Source organism: Stenotrophomonas sp. YJH_SMC_94-11, assembly GCF_059370435.1.
The window spans coordinates 1-16,681 of sequence record NZ_JCAFTR010000013.1; the positions used below are offsets into that span (position 1 = coordinate 1).

The 16,681-nt window shown below is 68.0% G+C and carries 14 protein-coding genes; 10 read left to right on the forward strand and 4 right to left on the reverse strand.

All coding sequences use genetic code 11. From position 1 onward, the window contains the following. Positions 1-426: 426 nt before the first annotated feature. Complete coding sequence (tyrS, locus tag AC5P74_RS18620) at positions 427-1,638, reverse strand: tyrosine--tRNA ligase (RefSeq protein WP_005420460.1); 1,212 nt, start codon at positions 1,636-1,638, stop codon at positions 427-429. Between the two features lie 167 nt (positions 1,639-1,805). Here tyrS and AC5P74_RS18625 point away from each other — a divergent pair, with 167 nt between their 5' ends. Both AC5P74_RS18625 and AC5P74_RS18630 read left to right on the forward strand, forming a co-directional pair. Continuing rightward, positions 1,806-3,278, forward strand: coding sequence for a M23 family metallopeptidase (locus AC5P74_RS18625; protein WP_053500323.1), 1,473 nt, complete (start codon positions 1,806-1,808; stop codon positions 3,276-3,278). Positions 3,279-3,343: 65 nt separating this feature from the next. Next, positions 3,344-4,471 (forward strand): anhydro-N-acetylmuramic acid kinase, encoded by a 1,128-nt coding sequence (locus AC5P74_RS18630; protein ID WP_053500325.1) that lies wholly within the window; start codon positions 3,344-3,346, stop codon positions 4,469-4,471. 68 nt (positions 4,472-4,539) lie between these two features. Here AC5P74_RS18630 and AC5P74_RS18635 read toward each other — a convergent pair whose 3' ends face one another. The 3 genes from AC5P74_RS18635 to AC5P74_RS18645 all read right to left on the reverse strand — a co-directional run bounded on the left by AC5P74_RS18635 (position 4,540) and on the right by AC5P74_RS18645 (position 6,950). Beyond that, positions 4,540-4,770, reverse strand: coding sequence for a hypothetical protein (locus tag AC5P74_RS18635; RefSeq protein WP_005420465.1), 231 nt, complete (start codon positions 4,768-4,770; stop codon positions 4,540-4,542). A gap of 78 nt (positions 4,771-4,848) precedes the next feature. Beyond that, positions 4,849-6,153 (reverse strand): AmpG family muropeptide MFS transporter, encoded by a 1,305-nt coding sequence (locus AC5P74_RS18640; RefSeq protein ID WP_495205025.1) that lies wholly within the window; start codon positions 6,151-6,153, stop codon positions 4,849-4,851. Then, complete coding sequence (locus AC5P74_RS18645) at positions 6,150-6,950, reverse strand: exodeoxyribonuclease III (RefSeq protein WP_005420469.1); 801 nt, start codon at positions 6,948-6,950, stop codon at positions 6,150-6,152. Before AC5P74_RS18645 ends, AC5P74_RS18640 begins: the two co-directional genes overlap by 4 nt. A gap of 161 nt (positions 6,951-7,111) precedes the next feature. Between AC5P74_RS18645 and pyrE the strand changes: the two genes are divergently transcribed. From pyrE to AC5P74_RS18685, 8 genes are all read left to right on the forward strand, one after another. Continuing rightward, positions 7,112-7,771 (forward strand): orotate phosphoribosyltransferase, encoded by a 660-nt coding sequence (gene pyrE / locus AC5P74_RS18650; protein ID WP_005420471.1) that lies wholly within the window; start codon positions 7,112-7,114, stop codon positions 7,769-7,771. Between the two features lie 19 nt (positions 7,772-7,790). After that, complete coding sequence (locus AC5P74_RS18655) at positions 7,791-8,453, forward strand: hypothetical protein (RefSeq protein ID WP_005420473.1); 663 nt, start codon at positions 7,791-7,793, stop codon at positions 8,451-8,453. Between the two features lie 221 nt (positions 8,454-8,674). Further along, positions 8,675-8,767, forward strand: coding sequence for a potassium-transporting ATPase subunit F (locus tag AC5P74_RS18660; protein ID WP_005407770.1), 93 nt, complete (start codon positions 8,675-8,677; stop codon positions 8,765-8,767). 12 nt (positions 8,768-8,779) lie between these two features. After that, positions 8,780-10,489, forward strand: a complete 1,710-nt coding sequence (gene kdpA / locus AC5P74_RS18665) for a potassium-transporting ATPase subunit KdpA (protein WP_053500329.1) — start codon at positions 8,780-8,782, stop codon at positions 10,487-10,489. 10 nt (positions 10,490-10,499) lie between these two features. Continuing rightward, positions 10,500-12,557 (forward strand): potassium-transporting ATPase subunit KdpB, encoded by a 2,058-nt coding sequence (gene kdpB / locus AC5P74_RS18670; protein WP_346607469.1) that lies wholly within the window; start codon positions 10,500-10,502, stop codon positions 12,555-12,557. Then, complete coding sequence (kdpC, locus tag AC5P74_RS18675; protein WP_495205027.1) at positions 12,554-13,204, forward strand: potassium-transporting ATPase subunit KdpC; 651 nt, start codon at positions 12,554-12,556, stop codon at positions 13,202-13,204. Before kdpB ends, kdpC begins: the two co-directional genes overlap by 4 nt. Positions 13,205-13,255: 51 nt before the next feature. After that, the gene (locus AC5P74_RS18680) at positions 13,256-15,916 is read left to right on the forward strand and encodes an ATP-binding protein (RefSeq protein WP_053500336.1); all 2,661 of its coding nucleotides are present in this window, start codon (positions 13,256-13,258) and stop codon (positions 15,914-15,916) included. Then, on the forward strand, positions 15,897-16,610 hold the full coding sequence (locus AC5P74_RS18685; RefSeq protein ID WP_070489915.1) for a response regulator transcription factor: 714 nt from the start codon (positions 15,897-15,899) through the stop codon (positions 16,608-16,610). The genes AC5P74_RS18680 and AC5P74_RS18685 overlap by 20 nt, the downstream gene beginning before the upstream one ends. The last annotated feature ends 71 nt before the right edge of the window (positions 16,611-16,681 follow it).

Consider the following 16,681-nt stretch of genomic DNA (forward strand, 5'->3'; position numbering starts at 1 on the left):
AAACGTCTGCAAGATGGACAATCATCCTTCCTGCAGGCGCCTTCACAAGATACCTGCGCATACTTTCAAAGATCCGGGGAAGTGGCCTCAGCGCCGTTCCCGTGTGCTGCGAAGTTTCCTTCGTAGCGAGCCGCCCATTATGCCAGACTTTTTCAGTCCGTCAACACCTTCGTTCGATCATCTCGTTCGGCGGTGGTGGGCGCCCTGTTGTCGCTGAAGCCCCTTGGTGGCGACCCCTGCGACGGGGGAGGAGAAGTATGTCCCCATTCCGATCATTTGTGAAGGGGGTGTGGCGATTTTTTTCACCGGATGTTGCATCCGTTCATCCGGCGCGCTGCGGTAGGCTCCCGCGAAGATGAGCCAAGCGTGGGCTTGGCTCTACAAGAGCATAAGGAAGGGCCGGCTGGCGCCGGCCCTTCCTTCTTCTCAGCCAGCAACCAGGCGCACGCGGGCGAAGGTGCGCTTGCCGACCTGCAGCAGGCCTTCGAAGCCCGGCTGCAGCACCTGCTGGCCGTCTTCAACCACTTCACCGTCCACCTTCACCGCGCGCTCCTTGAGCTTGCGGTTGGCTTCGGAGTTGCTCGGGGTCAGGCCGGCCGCCGTCAGCAACGCGGCAATACGCAGGCCTTCGGCCGGGATCGCCACATCCTGCAGCGGCAACTGGGTGATGTCGCCCTGCCCGGTCACCGCCGCCTCCCAGCCGGCAATCGCCTGCTCTGCCGCCACGGCGTCGTGGAAACGGGTCGCCAGCTCACGCGCCAGGCGCAGCTTGACCACGCGCGGGTTCAGGCCGCCATTGGCCACCTGCTCGCGCAGCTGCACGGCCTCGGCCTGGCTGATGTCGAAGGACAGCAGCTCGATCCAGCGCCACATCAGGGTGTCGTCCACCTTCATGGTCTTGGTGACGATGTCGATGGCCGGCTCGCTGATACCAATGTAGTTGCCCAGCGACTTGGACATCTTGTTGACGCCATCCAGGCCTTCCAGCAGCGGCATGGTCAGCACCACCTGCGGCTTCTGGCCATGGTGTTCCTGCAGGCCACGGCCCATCAGCAGGTTGAACTTCTGGTCGGTACCGCCCAGCTCGACGTCGGCCTCCAGGGCCACCGAGTCGTAGCCCTGCACCAGCGGGTACAGGAACTCATGGATGGCGATGGACTGCTGGGCGGCATAGCGCTTGGCGAAGTCGTCGCGCTCGAGCATGCGTGCCACGGTGTGCTGGCCGGCCAGGCGGATCATGTCGGCCGCGCCCATCTTGCCAAACCACTCCGAGTTGAAGCGGACTTCGGTACGGCTGCGGTCGAGCACCTTGAACACCTGTTCCTCGTAGGTACGGGCGTTGGCCAGCACGTCATCGCGGCTGAGCGGCTTGCGGGTCAGGCTCTTGCCCGAGGGATCGCCGATCATGCCGGTGAAGTCGCCGATCAGGAAAATGACCTGGTGGCCGAGGTCCTGGAACTGGCGCATCTTGTTCAGCAGCACCGTGTGGCCCAGGTGCAGGTCGGGCGCAGTGGGGTCGAAGCCGGCCTTGATCCGCAGCGGGCGGCCTTCCTGCAGGCGCGCACGCAGATCCTCGAGCTTGAGGATCTCGTCGGCACCGCGGCCGATCAGGGCAAGGGCTTCTTCAATCGAGGACACGTGACTACTCCCGGCAACGCCGATTCTTGTGTGGGGTGTTAAAGCAAAGTTAACCCGATTGGCTTCACAAAAGCCAATGGGCACAAGGGTTTGACGCGGTTTTCTCAGGTGTCTATGGTAACCGGCGATCAGGCCCGCGCTCCCGGGCCGCCAGGAAAAAACCGCCGATGCACAATTCCGAACAAGGGCGCGCACGCAAGCAGCGCTTCCAGGAACGCCTTCACGTCCTGCACGACAACGCCCTGCATCGGAAGCTCAGGCAACACCTTCCCGCCGCCTTCAATGAGCGCTGGACCCGCCGCCATTGGATGCACGCCAGCCTGTTTGCGACCATCGGCGCCCTGGTGGCGACGATCGTCCCCGGTTTCTCGCACACCATTGATGCGCCTTACGCGGACAGCCACACCAGCCTGGCGCTGCCGCTGCCGCCGTTGACCATGGCCCGCCAGCAGCAGGTGCCGGGCGACAGCTGGCAGGTGCTGCGCATCCAGCGCGGCCAGACCCTGAGCGACCTGTTCGACAAAGCCGGCATTCCGGCCACCACCCTGCACCGGGTGCTGGAGCACCCCGGTGCGCGCGAGGCGCTGACCAAGCTGCGCCCGGGCGCCGAGATCGCCTTCGACATGCCGCTGTCCGGCGACCTGCGCAGCATCCGCTTCGATCGCGACGCCGACAACCGGGTGGAACTGAGCCTGGCCGGCGATGACATCAAGGAGAAGGTGACGCGGCGCGAGACTTCCACGCGTACCGTGGTCACCAGCGGCGAGATCACCAGTTCGCTGTATGCCGCGGCCCGCCGGGCCGGGCTGTCGCCGTCGGCGATCGCGACGATGACCGACGACATCTTCAAGTACGACATCGACTTCTCCAAGGACCTGCAGCCGGGCGACCGCTTCAGCGTGGTGATGGACGAGACCTGGCGCGAAGGCGAGAAGGTGGACACCAGCAAGATCCTGGCGGCGACCTTCACCACCGGGGGCAAGACCTATTCCGGCTTCCGCTTCGACCGCAACGGCAAGTCCGAGTACTACGACATCAACGGCCGTTCGTTGAAGAAGAGCTTCATCCGCATGCCGATCCCGTTCGCGCGGCTGAGCTCGACCTTCGGCGCACGCAAGCACCCGGTGCTGGGCAAGATGCGCATGCACAAGGGCGTGGACTACGCCGCGCGTACCGGCACGCCGATCATGGCCGCCGGCGATGCCCGCGTGCAGTTCGCGGGCGTGCAGCGCGGCTACGGCAATGTGGTGATCCTCGACCACGGTCGAGGCCACACCACCCTGTACGGCCACATGTCGCGCTTTGCGAACATCAGGACCGGCCAGCGCGTGGCCCAGGGCACGGTGATCGGCTATGTCGGCTCGACCGGCCTGGCGACCGGGCCGCACCTGCACTACGAATTCCGGGTCAACGGCGAACACCGCAACCCGCTGACCGTGACCATGCCGCCGCCGGAGCCGCTGAAGGGCGCCGAGCTGGTCGCCTTCCGCGCGCAGACCGCGCCAGCGATGGCCCGCATCCAGGGCATGGAGAAGCTGATCTACGCCGATGCCAGCCCGGCACCGACCAGCCGCGACGAGGCCGCCGCCGAGGTGGCCAGCGCCAAGGACAAGCAGGCGACCGGCCGCAAGCGCGGCTGAGCCCCTGCGTTGACGAGCAAGGACGCGGCAGCCCAAGCTTGCCGCGTCCTTTTTTTGTGCCTGCCATGAACACTACTGCCGACGCTGACGCCCCCCTGTATCTTGGCCTGATGTCGGGCACCAGCGCCGACGGCATCGACGCCGCGCTGGTGCAGTTTCCCGCGGGCGGTGGCTGCCGCTTCGTGCACGGCCTGACCGCACGCTGGGAACCGGTGCTGCGCGCGCGGCTGGTGGCGCTGGGCGAAGGTGGCCCGTTGGATTCGCTGGAGGAGCTGGGCGAACTGGACGCGCGGATTGCGATCAACTTCGCCGAGGCCGCCAACCAGCTGCTGGCCGAAGCCGGCGTGGACCGCAGCCAGGTGCGCGCGATCGGCTCGCACGGCCAGACCGTGCGACACCGCCCGCTGGCCGATCCGGCGTTCACTGTGCAGCTGGGCGACGGCAACCGCATCGCCGAACTGACCGGAATCACCACAGTATCCGACTTCCGCCGTCGCGACGTAGCGGCCGGGGGGCATGGTGCGCCGCTGATGCCGGCTTTCCACCTGGGCATGCTGGGTGCCGCCGATGAAGACCGCGCGGTGCTCAACCTGGGCGGCATCGCCAACCTGACCCTGATCCCGCGCGAAGGCGCGGTGCGCGGCTTCGATACCGGCCCGGCCAACGCGCTGATGGATGCCTGGTGCCAGCGCCACACCGGCCGTACCTTCGATGCCGATGGCGCGTATGCCGCCAGTGGCGCGGTGGACGAGGGCCTGCTGGCCGGCTGGCGTTCGGACCCGTGGTTCGCGCTGCCGCCGCCGAAGAGCACCGGGCGCGAGCAGTTCCACCTGGCCTGGGCCGAGGCGCACATGGGGGAAGGCCAGTACGCCGCCACCGATGTGCAGGCCACGCTGCTGGAGCTGACCGTGGCAACCGTGGCCGATGCGCTGCTGGCGCAGCAGCCGCAGACCCGGCGCCTGCTGGTCTGTGGCGGCGGCGTACGCAACCGGCAGCTGATGAAGCGGCTGGCGGCGCGGCTGCCGGAGGTGCAGGTGGAGTCCAGCGCGGTGCATGGGCTGGACCCGGAGTACGTGGAGGCGATGGGATTCGCCTGGCTGGCGCAGCGGACGATGGACGGGCTGGCCGGCAACCTGCCGAGCGTGACCGGAGCGAAGGGGCCGCGGATCCTTGGAGCAATCCACCTGGCGTGAGGTGGCGCCATCCACGCACGGCGTGGATTCACCGGGCAGCCGAGCGTGGGCTCGGCTCTACAAAGCCGCTAATCGAAGCCCTGCCCTGCGGGCAAGGCCTGCAGGGCGGCGATCGCATCGGAGAGGGCGTCCACTTCGGGATCGCCGAAGCCGGAGCGAACCTCCAGTTCACTGCTGAACAGGCCCTGCTCCAACAAGGCGGCGCAGGTCTGTTCATGGGTCCAGCCGCGGGCGACCGCGACACGTCGGATACGTTCCAGCAGCAGCGGGTCCAGGTCCCGCAGCACAACGTCGGCCATGCTCACTTCCCCGTTCGCAAGGCACCGCCCCCTCGGCGCGTCGGGGGCGATGATCCCGCAGTCCGGGCGGGCAGGCAATCAGGCGACCGGCGGCGGCCCGCGGTCGGCGATCCGCGGCCACAGCCAGGCCAGCAGCAGCAGGGTCGGCACCACAGTGATCGAGCTGAGGATGAAGAACGTGCTGTAGGACGTCGCTTCAACGATGTATCCGGAGACACCGCCGATGAACTTGCCCGGCAGGTTGGCCAGCGATACCAGCAACGCGTACTGCGTGGCGGTGAAGTTGCGGTCGGTCAGCGACGACATGAAGGCCACCAGCACGGTGCCGGCGAACCCCTGGAACAGGTTGTCGGCACTGAGCGCGGCATAGAACGCCCACAGCTTGCCTGGGTTGTGCGCCATCAGCAGGAAGGCGAGGTTGGACATCGCCACGCCCAGTGCGGCCACCAGCAGCATGCGCCGGAAGCCGAATGCGGCCACCGCAATACCCCCCAGGAACGCACCGCCGATCCCCATCCATACACCGAACAGCTTGGACACGGTGGCGATGTCGGCCTTGTCGAACCCCGAATCGAGATAGAACGGCCCGGCCATCACGCCGATCACCTGATCGGGGAACTTGAACAGGCCGACGAAGGCCAGCAGCACCAGGGCCAACGCCACGCCATTACGGCTGAAGAAGCTGGAGATGGGCTGGACGAAGGCTTCGGCGATATCGATGCGACGCTGCACCGCCGTGGCCGGGCGCTCCGGTTCGGCGCACAGCAGGGTAGTGACGATCGGCAGCAGCATCAGCGCGGCCATCGCCAGGTAGGCGACGATCCAGCCTTCGAACTGCGCCAGGTACAGCGCGCCGGCACCGGCCAGGATCAGGCCGATCCGGTAGCCCAGCGTATAGGTGGCCGCCAGCGCGGCCTGCGCGGTCTGCGGAGCGATCTCGATACGGTAGGCATCGACCGCTGAGTCCTGGGTGGCGCCAGCGAACGACGCCACCAGCACCCACACCACCAGTGGCCAGACGCCCTCTTCCGGCCGCACGAAGGCCAGTGCGACCAGGCCGACCAGCACCAGCACCTGCGATACCAGCAGCCACGAACGGCGGCGGCCGAGCGCGCCCAGCAGCGGAAATGCATAGCGGTCCAGCAGCGGCGCCCACAGGAACTTGAGCAGGTAGAAGAAGCTGGCCAGGCTGATCAGGCCGATGCTGCCCAGGTCCAGGCCGACGTCGCGCAGGCGCGTGGACAGCGTCTGCGAAGCGATCAGCAGGAACGGCAGGCCACTGCCGAAGCCAAGCATGGCCATGGTCAGCGCCGACGGGGTACCGAAGGCGCGCTTGATGCCTGCCCAGCCCTTGTAGCTGACCGGCGTGGCGGCCTCGGTCACAGGTCGTAGTCCACGGTGAACGGGGCGTGGTCGGAGAAGCGCTCGTCGCGGTAGATCGAACAGCTACGCAGTTTGTCGCGCAGGCCCGGCGTGATGAACTGGTAGTCGATGCGCCAACCGACGTTGTTGGCGCGGGCGGCGCCGCGGTTGCTCCACCAGGTGTAATCCTCGCCGGTGGGATTGAGCAGGCGGTAGGCATCGGCCCAACCGCGGCCGGCGGCGACATCGGTGGCCTGGCCATGGTCGGCGCAGAGGGCGTTGAGCCAGTCGCGCTCCTCCGGCAGGCAGCCGGAATTCTTCTGGTTGGACTTCCAGTTCTTGATGTCCAGCGCCGAACGCACGATGTTCCAGTCGCCGCACAGCACGTAGTCGCGGCCGCTGCGCGCCCACTCCTCCAGAATCGGGCGCAGCCATTCCATCACTTCGAACTTGAAGCCCTGGCGCAGGTCACCCGAGCTGCCGGAGGGAATATAGAAAGAGACCACGCTGAGATTGCCGTAGCGCGCCTCGATGTAGCGGCCTTCGTCGTCGAACGGGGCCCAGCCCAGCGAGGTGATGACCTGGTCCGGCTCGCGCTTGCTGTAGATCGCCACACCGCTGTAGCCCTTCTTGGTGATGGCGTCGCGGTAGAAGCAGTGATGGCCATCCGGACGGAACATCGGGTCGGTCAGCTGGTCTTCCTGGGCCTTGGTTTCCTGGATGCACAGGACGTCGGCGTCCTGGGCACGGAACCAGTCAAGGAAGCCCTTGGTCGCGGCGGAACGGATGCCATTGGCGTTGAAACTGATGATGCGCATGCGGGGACCTGCGGCGGGAAACCGGGCAAGCATACCGGTTGCCCGTGGGGCTGCGCAGTCCGCCAGGCAGCGCCGCGACAGCCTTCACGCGGGGCCGGACGAGCGCGAAACGCCCAGCTGGATTAGGATTTGTGCTCCAAATGAAGATGAATCGAGTTTTGATGAGCGACCACCGCCACCGTTTCCTGCAGCTGGCCCTGACCGCCGACGCCCTGCGCTTCGGCCAGTTCACCCTCAAGTCCGGCCGGCTGAGCCCCTATTTCTTCAACGCCGGCCGTTTCGACTCCGGTTCGCTGCTGTCCCAGCTCGGCGCCTGCTATGCCGATGCCATCGATGCCAGCGGGATCAAGTACGACGTGGTGTTCGGCCCGGCCTACAAGGGCATTCCGCTGGCCACCGCGATGGCCTGCGAGCTGGCCCAGCGCGGCCGCGACCTGCCGCTGTCGTTCAACCGCAAGGAAGCCAAGGACCACGGCGAAGGCGGCCAGCTGATCGGCGCCGACATGAATGGCAAGCGCGTGCTGATCGTCGACGACGTGATCACCGCCGGTACCGCGATCCGCGAAGCGCTAGGCATCATCCGCGCTGCCGGCGGCACCCCGGCCGGCATCGTGGTAGCCCTGGACCGCCAGGAGATCGCCTCGGAAACCGACCGCCGCTCGGCGGCGCAGTCGGTGGCCGAAGAGGCCGGGATTCCGGTGATCGCCGTGGCGTCGCTGGCCGATCTGCTTGATTTCGCCTCCGGCAACCCGGAACTTGTGGGTTACCGCCAGCCGCTGGAAGCCTACCGGGCCCAGTACGGCGTCCGTTCGATCCGCTGACCGACCCAGGGGAAAGGTCATGTCCCGAGTTCCTGCCGTTCTCTTTGCCGGCCTGCTGCTGGCCGTGCCGTCCACCGTGCCGGCGCAGTCGCGCGACGGCGGCAAAGTGGAGAAGAAGCTGTATTGCTGGAACGAGGGCAAGGAGCGGATCTGCAGCGATTCGCTGCCAGCCGATGCGGTCAATCACGCCCGCGAGGAGTTCAACGCGAAGAGCGGCCTGCGCAATGCGCAGGTCCAGCGCGCGTTGACCGACGAAGAGCGCGCCGCGGCCAGCACCGAGGCGCAGCAGCAGCAGCTGGACCTGATGGCCGAGCAGACCCGCCAGCGCACCGAACAGGCGATGCTGTCCACCTATGGCAGCGAGGACGACCTGCGCCGGGTGTTCGCCGAGCGCCAGGAAGTGCTCGACAACAACCTGAAGACCGCCGAGTACAACGTCACCAGCCTGCGCGAATCGCTGGTAGCGCTGTTGTCGGCCGCTGGCGACCGAGAACTGGCCGGTGGCAAGGTGGCCGACAAGCAGGCCGAGGCGATCCGTCAGCGGCACGTGCAGTTGCGGGCGCAGCAGCGCCTGCAGGCCGGGTTCCTGCAGCAGCAGCAGGCGCTGAAGGCCGAGATCGACAGCACGCTGCAGCGCTACCGCGAGCTGAAGGGCGTGGCGCCAGCGAGTCAGGCGCCGTGATTCGCTTGTAGGGTCGAGCCCATGCTTGGCTCCGCGTGGCCTTGGGAAAGAGCAGCCCAGCATGGGCCCGGCTCTACAGTGGGCGGCGCCTGGTTACGGCTTGGCCCACGGAATTTATGCACTCTTTACGCGTCGGCACGGTCCGGCGCGTAGTGCGTTTATGGGCGGCAGGACGACGATGACGGCCTGAGGTGGAGGGGTTCCACCAGGACGCTATTGCAATGTCCCCCTGGCTGTCGTTGTTGTGTGGCGTGCTGGTGCTGGTCGCCGCCGCCTATCTCCTTTATGTCGTGCTGCGGCCCGAGTCGTTCTGAGCGGAGCCTGCCATGACCGAGATGCTTGTGATTATTGCCGCCAGCCTGTTGTTGGCGTGGCCGCTGGGCCTGTACCTGGCGCGCGTGATGCGCGGCACGCCGATGAAGGCCGACGTGCTGTTCAACTGGATCGAAAAGCCGTTGTACAAGGTGTTCGGCGTCGATCCCTCGCGCGCGATGTCCTGGCGCGGCTACGTGCTGGCCTTCGTGCTGAGCAACGTAGTGATCGCCGTATTGACCCAGGCGGTGTTCATGACCCAGGCCTGGTTGCCGTTGAACCCGGACCAGATCCCGAACATGCGCTGGGACACCGCGCTGCACACGATGATCTCGTTCCTGACCAACACCAACCAGCAGCACTATTCGGGCCAGGCCCAGCTGTCCTACCTCTCACAGATGACCGGCATCACCGGCCTGCAGGTGGTGACACCGATGATGGGCCTGGCGCTGGCTGTGGCCACGCTGCGCGCGTTGTTCTCGCGTGCGCCGCAGGCTGCGGCGGCCACCGGTGCCGGCGACGACCGCCAGGTGGCGGTGGGCAACTACTACGTGGACGTGGTGCGCCTGTGCGTGCGCTTCCTGTTGCCGCTGTGCCTGGTGTGGACCCTGCTGCTGACCAGCCAGGGCGTGCCGTCGACGATGGCCGGTGGCCCGCAGGCCACGCCGATCGATGCCAGCGCCGGCATGACCGGACAGAAACTGCCGCTGGGCCCGGTGGCGGCGATGGTCGCGGCCAAGCAGCTGGGCGCCAACGGTGGCGGCTGGTACGGCCCGAACAGCAGCTTCCCGCTGGAGAACCCGACCCCGCTGTCGAACGCGCTGGAGATCGTCGGCATCCTGCTGGTGCCGATGGCGGTGATCTTCATGATCGGTGCGTTCACCGGCCGGCGCCGGTTCGGCGCCCTGGTGTTCAGCTGCATGCTGGGCATGTCGCTGCTGTCCACCGGCGCGATGGTGTGGAGCGAAGGGCACAGTGCCAGCGCCGCCACGCCGCTGCTGATGGAAGGCAAGGAGGTGCGCTTCGGCGCCGACGGCACGGCGCTGTGGGCGGCGGTGACCACCCAGGTCTCCAACGGGTCGGTCAACGGCATGCATGACTCGCTGGCGCCGCTGAGTGGCGGCATCGCGATGGTCAACATGCTGGTCAGCGCGATCTGGGGCGGCATCGGCTGTGGCCTGCAGCAGTTCATCGTGTACCTGCTGCTGGGCGTGTTCCTGGCCGGGTTGATGACCGGACGTACGCCGGAACTGTTCGGCCGCAAGCTGGAGACGCCACAGGTACGCCTGCTGGCCCTGCTGGTGCTGCTGCAGCCGATCACCCTGCTGGTGTTCACCGCGATCACCCTGGCCGTGCCCGGGCTGGCCGCTACCTCCAACCCGGGCTTCCATGGCATCAGCCAGGTGTTCTACGAGTACGTCTCGGCCTACGCCAACAACGGCTCGGGCTTCGAGGGGCTGGGCGACGCCACGCTGTGGTGGAACCTGAGCTGCTCGCTGGTGCTGCTGCTGGGCCGCTTCCCGCTGCTGATCATCCCGCTGGTGGTGGCCGCACAGCTGGCCGCCAAGCGCCAGGCGCCGGAGTCTGCCGGCAGCCTGCAGATCGAAACCCCGACCTTCGCCCTGACCCTGGTCTCGGTGATCGTCATCCTGACCGTGCTGCAGTTCATGCCGGCGCTGGTACTCGGCCCGATCGCCGACCACCTCAGCCTGGGACTGCACTAAGGACACCCCGATGAGTACCCACGCAAGTTCCACCCGTAGTTCCCTTGCCCCGCGCCCTGCGCTGCTTGATGGCGCCGGCCTGCGCCGTGCGCTGGTCGAAGCAGTACGCAAGCTCTCGCCGATGCACCTGGTGCGCAGCCCGGTGATGGCGGTGGTGATGGCTGGCACGATCGTCGCGGCCATCGTCACACTGACCGGCAATGCGCCGCTGGGCTTCGGCCTGGCAGTGACCGCGATCCTGCTGGTGACCGTGTTGTTCGGCAATTTCGCCGAAGCAGTGGCCGAGGCGCGTGGCCGTGGCCAGGCCGCGTCACTGCGCCGTGCCCGCCAGGACCTGGTGGCACGCCGGCTGGCGGCGCCGCAGCCGGGTGCCGCAGAAGCCCAGGTGCCGGCCGCCGAACTGCGCCCGGGCGACCATGTGATCGTCAGTGCTGGTGAGCTGGTGCCGGCCGATGGCGAGATCGTGCAGGGCCTGGCCACCATCAACGAAGCGGCGGTGACCGGCGAATCGGCACCGGTGCTGCGCGAGGCAGGTACCGACCGTTCCGGTGTGATCGGTGGCACCAAGGTGCTGTCCGACCAGATCATCGTGCGGGTGACCGCCGAGCCGGGCCACAGCTTCCTGGACCGGATGATCGCGCTGGTGGAAGGTGCCAACCGCCAGAAGACCCCCAACGAGATCGCGCTGACCCTGCTGCTGGCGGCGATGACGCTGACCTTCCTGGTGGTGGTGGCCACGTTGCCGGCCATTGGTGCAGCCGTCGGCGTCAAGGTCGATCCGCTGCTGCTGATCGCGCTGCTGGTGTGCCTGATCCCGACCACCATTGGCGGCCTGCTGCCGGCCATCGGCATCGCCGGCATGAACCGTGCGCTGGCCGCGAACGTACTGGCCAAGTCGGGCAAGGCGGTGGAAGTGGCCGGCGACGTCGACGTGCTGCTGCTGGACAAGACCGGCACCATCACCTACGGCGACCGCCAGGCCAGCCACTTCCATCCGCTGGCCGGCATCGATGCCAGCCAACTGCGCGAGGCGGCGCTGCTGTCCTCGCTGGCCGACCCGACCCCGGAAGGCAAGTCGATCGTGCGCCTGGCGCGCGAACAGGGCTGCGCCACCGCCGAGCCAGACCATGCCGACTACCTGGCCTTCAGTGCCCAGACCCGGATGTCCGGCGTGGATCTGGAACATGGGCGGCAGATCCGCAAGGGCGCTGCCGATGCGATCCGCGCCCACGTGCAGGCGCTGGGCGGCAACGTGCCGGCTGAACTGGCCGGCCGCGTCGAGCAGGTCGCGCGCAATGGCGCCACCCCGCTGGTGGTGGCCGAGGGTCGCCACGTGCTGGGCGTGATCGAGCTGTCGGACGTGGTCAAGCACGGCATGCGCGAGAAGTTCGCGCAGCTGCGGGCGATGGGCATCCGTACGGTGATGATCACCGGCGACAACCCGCTGACGGCAGCAGCCATTGCCGCCGAGGCTGGCGTCGACGACTACATCGCCGAGGCCCGTCCGGAAGACAAGCTGGCACGCATCCGCCAGGAACAGGCCGGTGGCCGACTGGTGGCGATGGTGGGCGATGGCACCAACGATGCTCCCGCGCTGGCCCAGGCCGACATCGGCCTGGCGATGAACTCCGGCACGCAGGCGGCGAAGGAGGCCGGCAACATGGTCGACCTCGATTCGGACCCGGCCAAGCTGCTGTCGGTGGTGGAAGTGGGCAAGCAGCAGCTGATCACCCGCGGCGCGCTGACCACCTTCTCGCTGGCCAACGACGTGTCCAAGTACTTCGCGATCCTGCCGGCGCTGTTCGCCGCGGCCGTTCCGACCATGGCCGCACTGAACGTGATGCAGCTGTCGAGCCCGCGCAACGCGGTGCTGGCGGCGCTGATCTTCAACGCTTTGGTGATTCCCGCGCTGATCCCGCTCGCCCTGCGTGGCGTGCGCTTCCGCCCGGCCACCGCCACCGCACTGCTGCGCCGGAACATGCTGGTGTACGGCCTCGGCGGCGTGCTGCTGCCGTTCGCAGCGATCAAGGCGATTGACCTCCTTCTTGTCCTGGTATTCGGCGCATGAACCGTTCTGCTTCCACCTCATCTTCCCTTCCGGGCGACGCCAAGGCCGAGGCCCGCGTGGCCAGCCTGCAGGATGGCGCCCGCTGGCGCCCGGCGATCGGCCTGGGCCTGGCCACCCTGCTGCTGGCCGGCGCGGTCTATGCCGGCATCGCCACCGGCTTTGCCGGCCTGGCCTACCCGACCCAGGCCGAAGGCAGCCTGCTGCGCGATGGCAGCGGCCAGGTGCGCGGCGCGGCCTGGCTGGCGCAGCCGTTCACCGCTGACGGCTACTTCCAGGCGCGTCCGTCGGCGGCCAACTACGACCCGATGGCCGCGGCCGGTTCCAACCTGGCGCGCAGCAACCCGGCGTTGGCCGAACGCGTCGCCGCCAGCACCGCTGCGGTGGCCGCGCGCGAAGGTGTCGCCCCGGCGCAGGTGCCAGCGGACCTGGTCACCCAGTCCGCCGGCGGACTGGATCCGCAGCTGTCGCCTGCGGCGGCGCAGCTGCAGGTAGCACGCGTGGCGCGTGCCCGTGGCCTGCCGGTGGAGCGCGTGCAGGCACTGGTGCAGGCGCATACCGAAGGGCGCCAGTGGGGCCTGTTCGGGCAGCCACGGGTGAACGTGGTGACGCTGAACTTCGCGCTGGACCATGCGGCCAAGGCGCCGTGATGCTGGGCTGCACCTGCTGCGCGCACAATGGTGGCCATGACAGCGGCCCCCATGACTGATGCACGTACCCGCCAGGCCGATGCCCTGGTTGAAGGCCTGCAACGCGAAGCCGGCGGCAAGCTGACCGTGTTCCTCGGTGCGGCGCCGGGCGTGGGCAAGACCTACGCCATGCTGACCCGCGCGCAGGAACAGCTGCGCCGCGGCGTCGACCTGGTGGTGGGCCTGGTGGAAACCCATGGACGCACCGATACCCAGGCGCTGCTGGAGGGCCTGCCGCAGCTGCCGCTGAAGGACGTGGCCTATCATGGCCATGCCCTGCAGGAGATGGACCTGGATGCAGTGCTCGCACGGCATCCAGCGCTGGTGCTGGTGGATGAACTGGCCCATCGCAATGCGCCCGGCAGCCGTCATGAGCGGCGCTGGCAGGATGTGATGGAGCTGCTGGACGCCGGCATCGACGTCTGGACCACGGTCAACATCCAGCATCTGGAAAGCCTCAACGACGTGGTGATGCGGATCACCGGCGTGCGCGTCAGCGAGACCGTGCCCGACGGCGTGCTCGACCGCCTGCACGACATCGTGCTGGTCGATCTACCGCCGCGCGAACTGATCGCGCGCCTGCAGCAGGGCAAGGTCTATGTGCCGGAACAGGCCGCGCAGGCACTGCAGGCGTTCTTCTCACCGGCCAACCTGACCGCGCTGCGCGAACTGGCGATGCAGGAAGCCGCCGACCGCGTCGACAGCAGCCTGCGCGAAACCCGCGCCGCGCGTGGCGAAGGCAATCTGCCCCTGCGTCGCGGCGTTCTGGTGGCCATCGACGGGGGCGGCCAGAGCGAATACCTGGTGCGCGTGGCGCGGCGCATCGCAGAGCGCCGTGACGCGCCGTGGACGGTAGTGACCGTGCAGGGCCGGCGCCAGGACGAGGCGACCCGGCGCGAGATCGATGCGGCCTTTGCGCTGGCAAGGCGGCTGGGCGGCGACGCCGAACTGCTGCATGGATCGAGCATTGCCGATGCCCTGCTCGACCATGCCGCACACAACGGCGTGTCGACCCTGGTGCTGGGCCGTACCCGCGAACGTCCACTGGCACGGATGTTCAACCGCACCCTGACCCAGCAGCTGATCCAGCGTGGCGCGCATTACGAGATCACCATCATCAGCACGCCGCAGGCACGCGCACGCTCGCGCCGCGAGAGCCTGCTGCCGCCGATGCGCGGCATCAGCTACGAGCCTGCACAAGCCCTGATCGCGACCGCATTGGCCTGTGCGGTGGCGTGGCTGGCCGAACACTGGGTGGGCATGGCCGACCTGTCGATGGTGTTCATCGTCGCGGTGGTACTGGTGGCTGCACGCACGCGCGCCAGCGTGGCGGTGATGGCCGCGATCCTGTGTTTCCTCGCCTACAACTTCCTGTTCATCGCGCCGCGCTTCACCTTCGCCATCGGTGCACGCCAGGGCGTGATCACCGTTTTCCTGTTCCTGGCCGCGGCACTGGTGGCCGGGCGCCTGGCCTCGCGCCTGCGCATGCAGGTCATCGCGCTGCGTGCGGCCAACCGCCATGCGCGCGCGCGCCAGCAGCTGGGACGCCAGCTGGCCAGCGCGGCCGGCAACGGCGAGGTGGCACAGGCGGGCCGGCATGCGCTGGAGCAGGCCCTGGACGTGCCGGCGTGGCTGCGGATCGGCACCGATACCGCCGCCGGCGGCCGCAGCCAGCCCGGCGATACCGACCTGGCTGCCGCCGACTGGGCGCTGCGCCACGGCCAGCCCAGCGGGCGTTTCACCGATACCCTGGCCGGCGCGCAATGGTGGTTCCTGCCGCTGCTGGACGGCGAAGACCGTGCGATCGGCGTGGCCGGCCTGTACCTGCCCGGCGCACAGGCGCGCCTGCTGCCCGAGCAGCGGCAGCTGGCCGAAGCGATGGTCGATGACATCGCCCAGGCCGCGCTGCGCACGCGGCTGGTGGCGGAACTGGAGCAGGCGCACGTCAGCAACGAGACCGAGCGGCTGCGCTCGGCCCTGCTCTCCTCGGTGTCGCACGACCTGCGCTCGCCGCTGGCGGCGATGATCGGGTCGGCCGACAGCCTGGCCAGCTACGGTGCAGCGATGGATACCGCTGATCGCCGCGCCCTGCTGGACACCATCCTGGTCGAGGGCGAACGGCTGGACCGCTACATCCAGAACCTGCTGGACATGACCCGGCTCGGCCACGAAGGGCTGAAGATCAACCGCGACTGGATCGGCGTGGACGAGCTGATCGGCTCGGCGGCACGGCGCCTGCAGCGCTACCAGCCAAAGGTGCGGCTGGAGCTGGACATTCCAGCCACGCTGGCACCGATCTGGGTGCACCCGGCGCTGGTCGAACAGGCCGTGTTCAACGTGATGGAGAACGCGGCCAAGTTCTCGCCGCCCGACGCCGCCGTGCAGGTACAGGCGCGCGAGCTGGACGGCCAGCTGCGCATCGACGTGATCGACGCCGGCCCCGGCATTCCCGATGACGAGCGCGCGCGCATCTTCGACATGTTCTACAGCGTCGAGCGCGGTGACCGAGGCCGCCACGGCACCGGCCTGGGCCTGACCATCTGCCAGGGCATGATCGGCGCACATGGCGGCAGCGTGCAGGCGCTGCCCGGACGCGACGGTCGCGGTACCCTGATCCGCATCACCCTGCCCCTGCTCAAGCCAGCCTCCCACGATGAGCCCGACCCCGATTGATGCCAGCGTGCCGGCCGCACGCGTGCTGGTGATCGATGATGAAACCCAGATCCGCCGGTTCCTGGACATCAGCCTGCGCGCGCAGGGCTACCAGGTGCGGCAGGCCGCCACCGGCCAGGAAGGCCTGCAGCTGGCCGCCAGCGAGGACATGGACCTGGTGATCCTGGATATCGGCCTGCCGGACATGGAAGGCCACGAGGTCCTGGAACAGCTGCGCCAGTGGAGCCAGGTGCCGGTGATCATGCTGACCGTGCGCGCCGGCGAAGCCGAGAAGGTGCGCGCACTGGATACCGGCGCCAACGACTACGTGACCAAGCCGTTCGGCACGCAGGAACTGATGGCGCGCGTGCGGGCGCTGTTGCGCACGCGCAGCGTGCCGACCGATGGCATACCGCCGGTATTCGACGATGGCCACCTGCACGTGGACCTGGTGCGTCGCGAAGTCGCCCTGCAGGGTGAGCCGGTGGCGTTGACCCGCAAGGAATACGCGCTGCTGTCGCTGCTGCTGCGCAATGCCGGACGGGTGGTGACCCAGCCGCAGATCCTGCAGGAGATCTGGGGGCCGACCCACCAGCACGACACCCACTACCTGCGCATCCTGGTCGGCAAGCTGCGGCACAAGCTGGGCGATTCGGCGCTGGATTCGCGCTACCTGTTCACCGAGCCGGGCGTGGGGTTGCGGTTCAAGGGGTGAGGGTGTGTCGACCAAGGTCGACACCTACCAAGAGCGGGCAAGGCGTGCCGACCAACGGTCGGCACCCACCA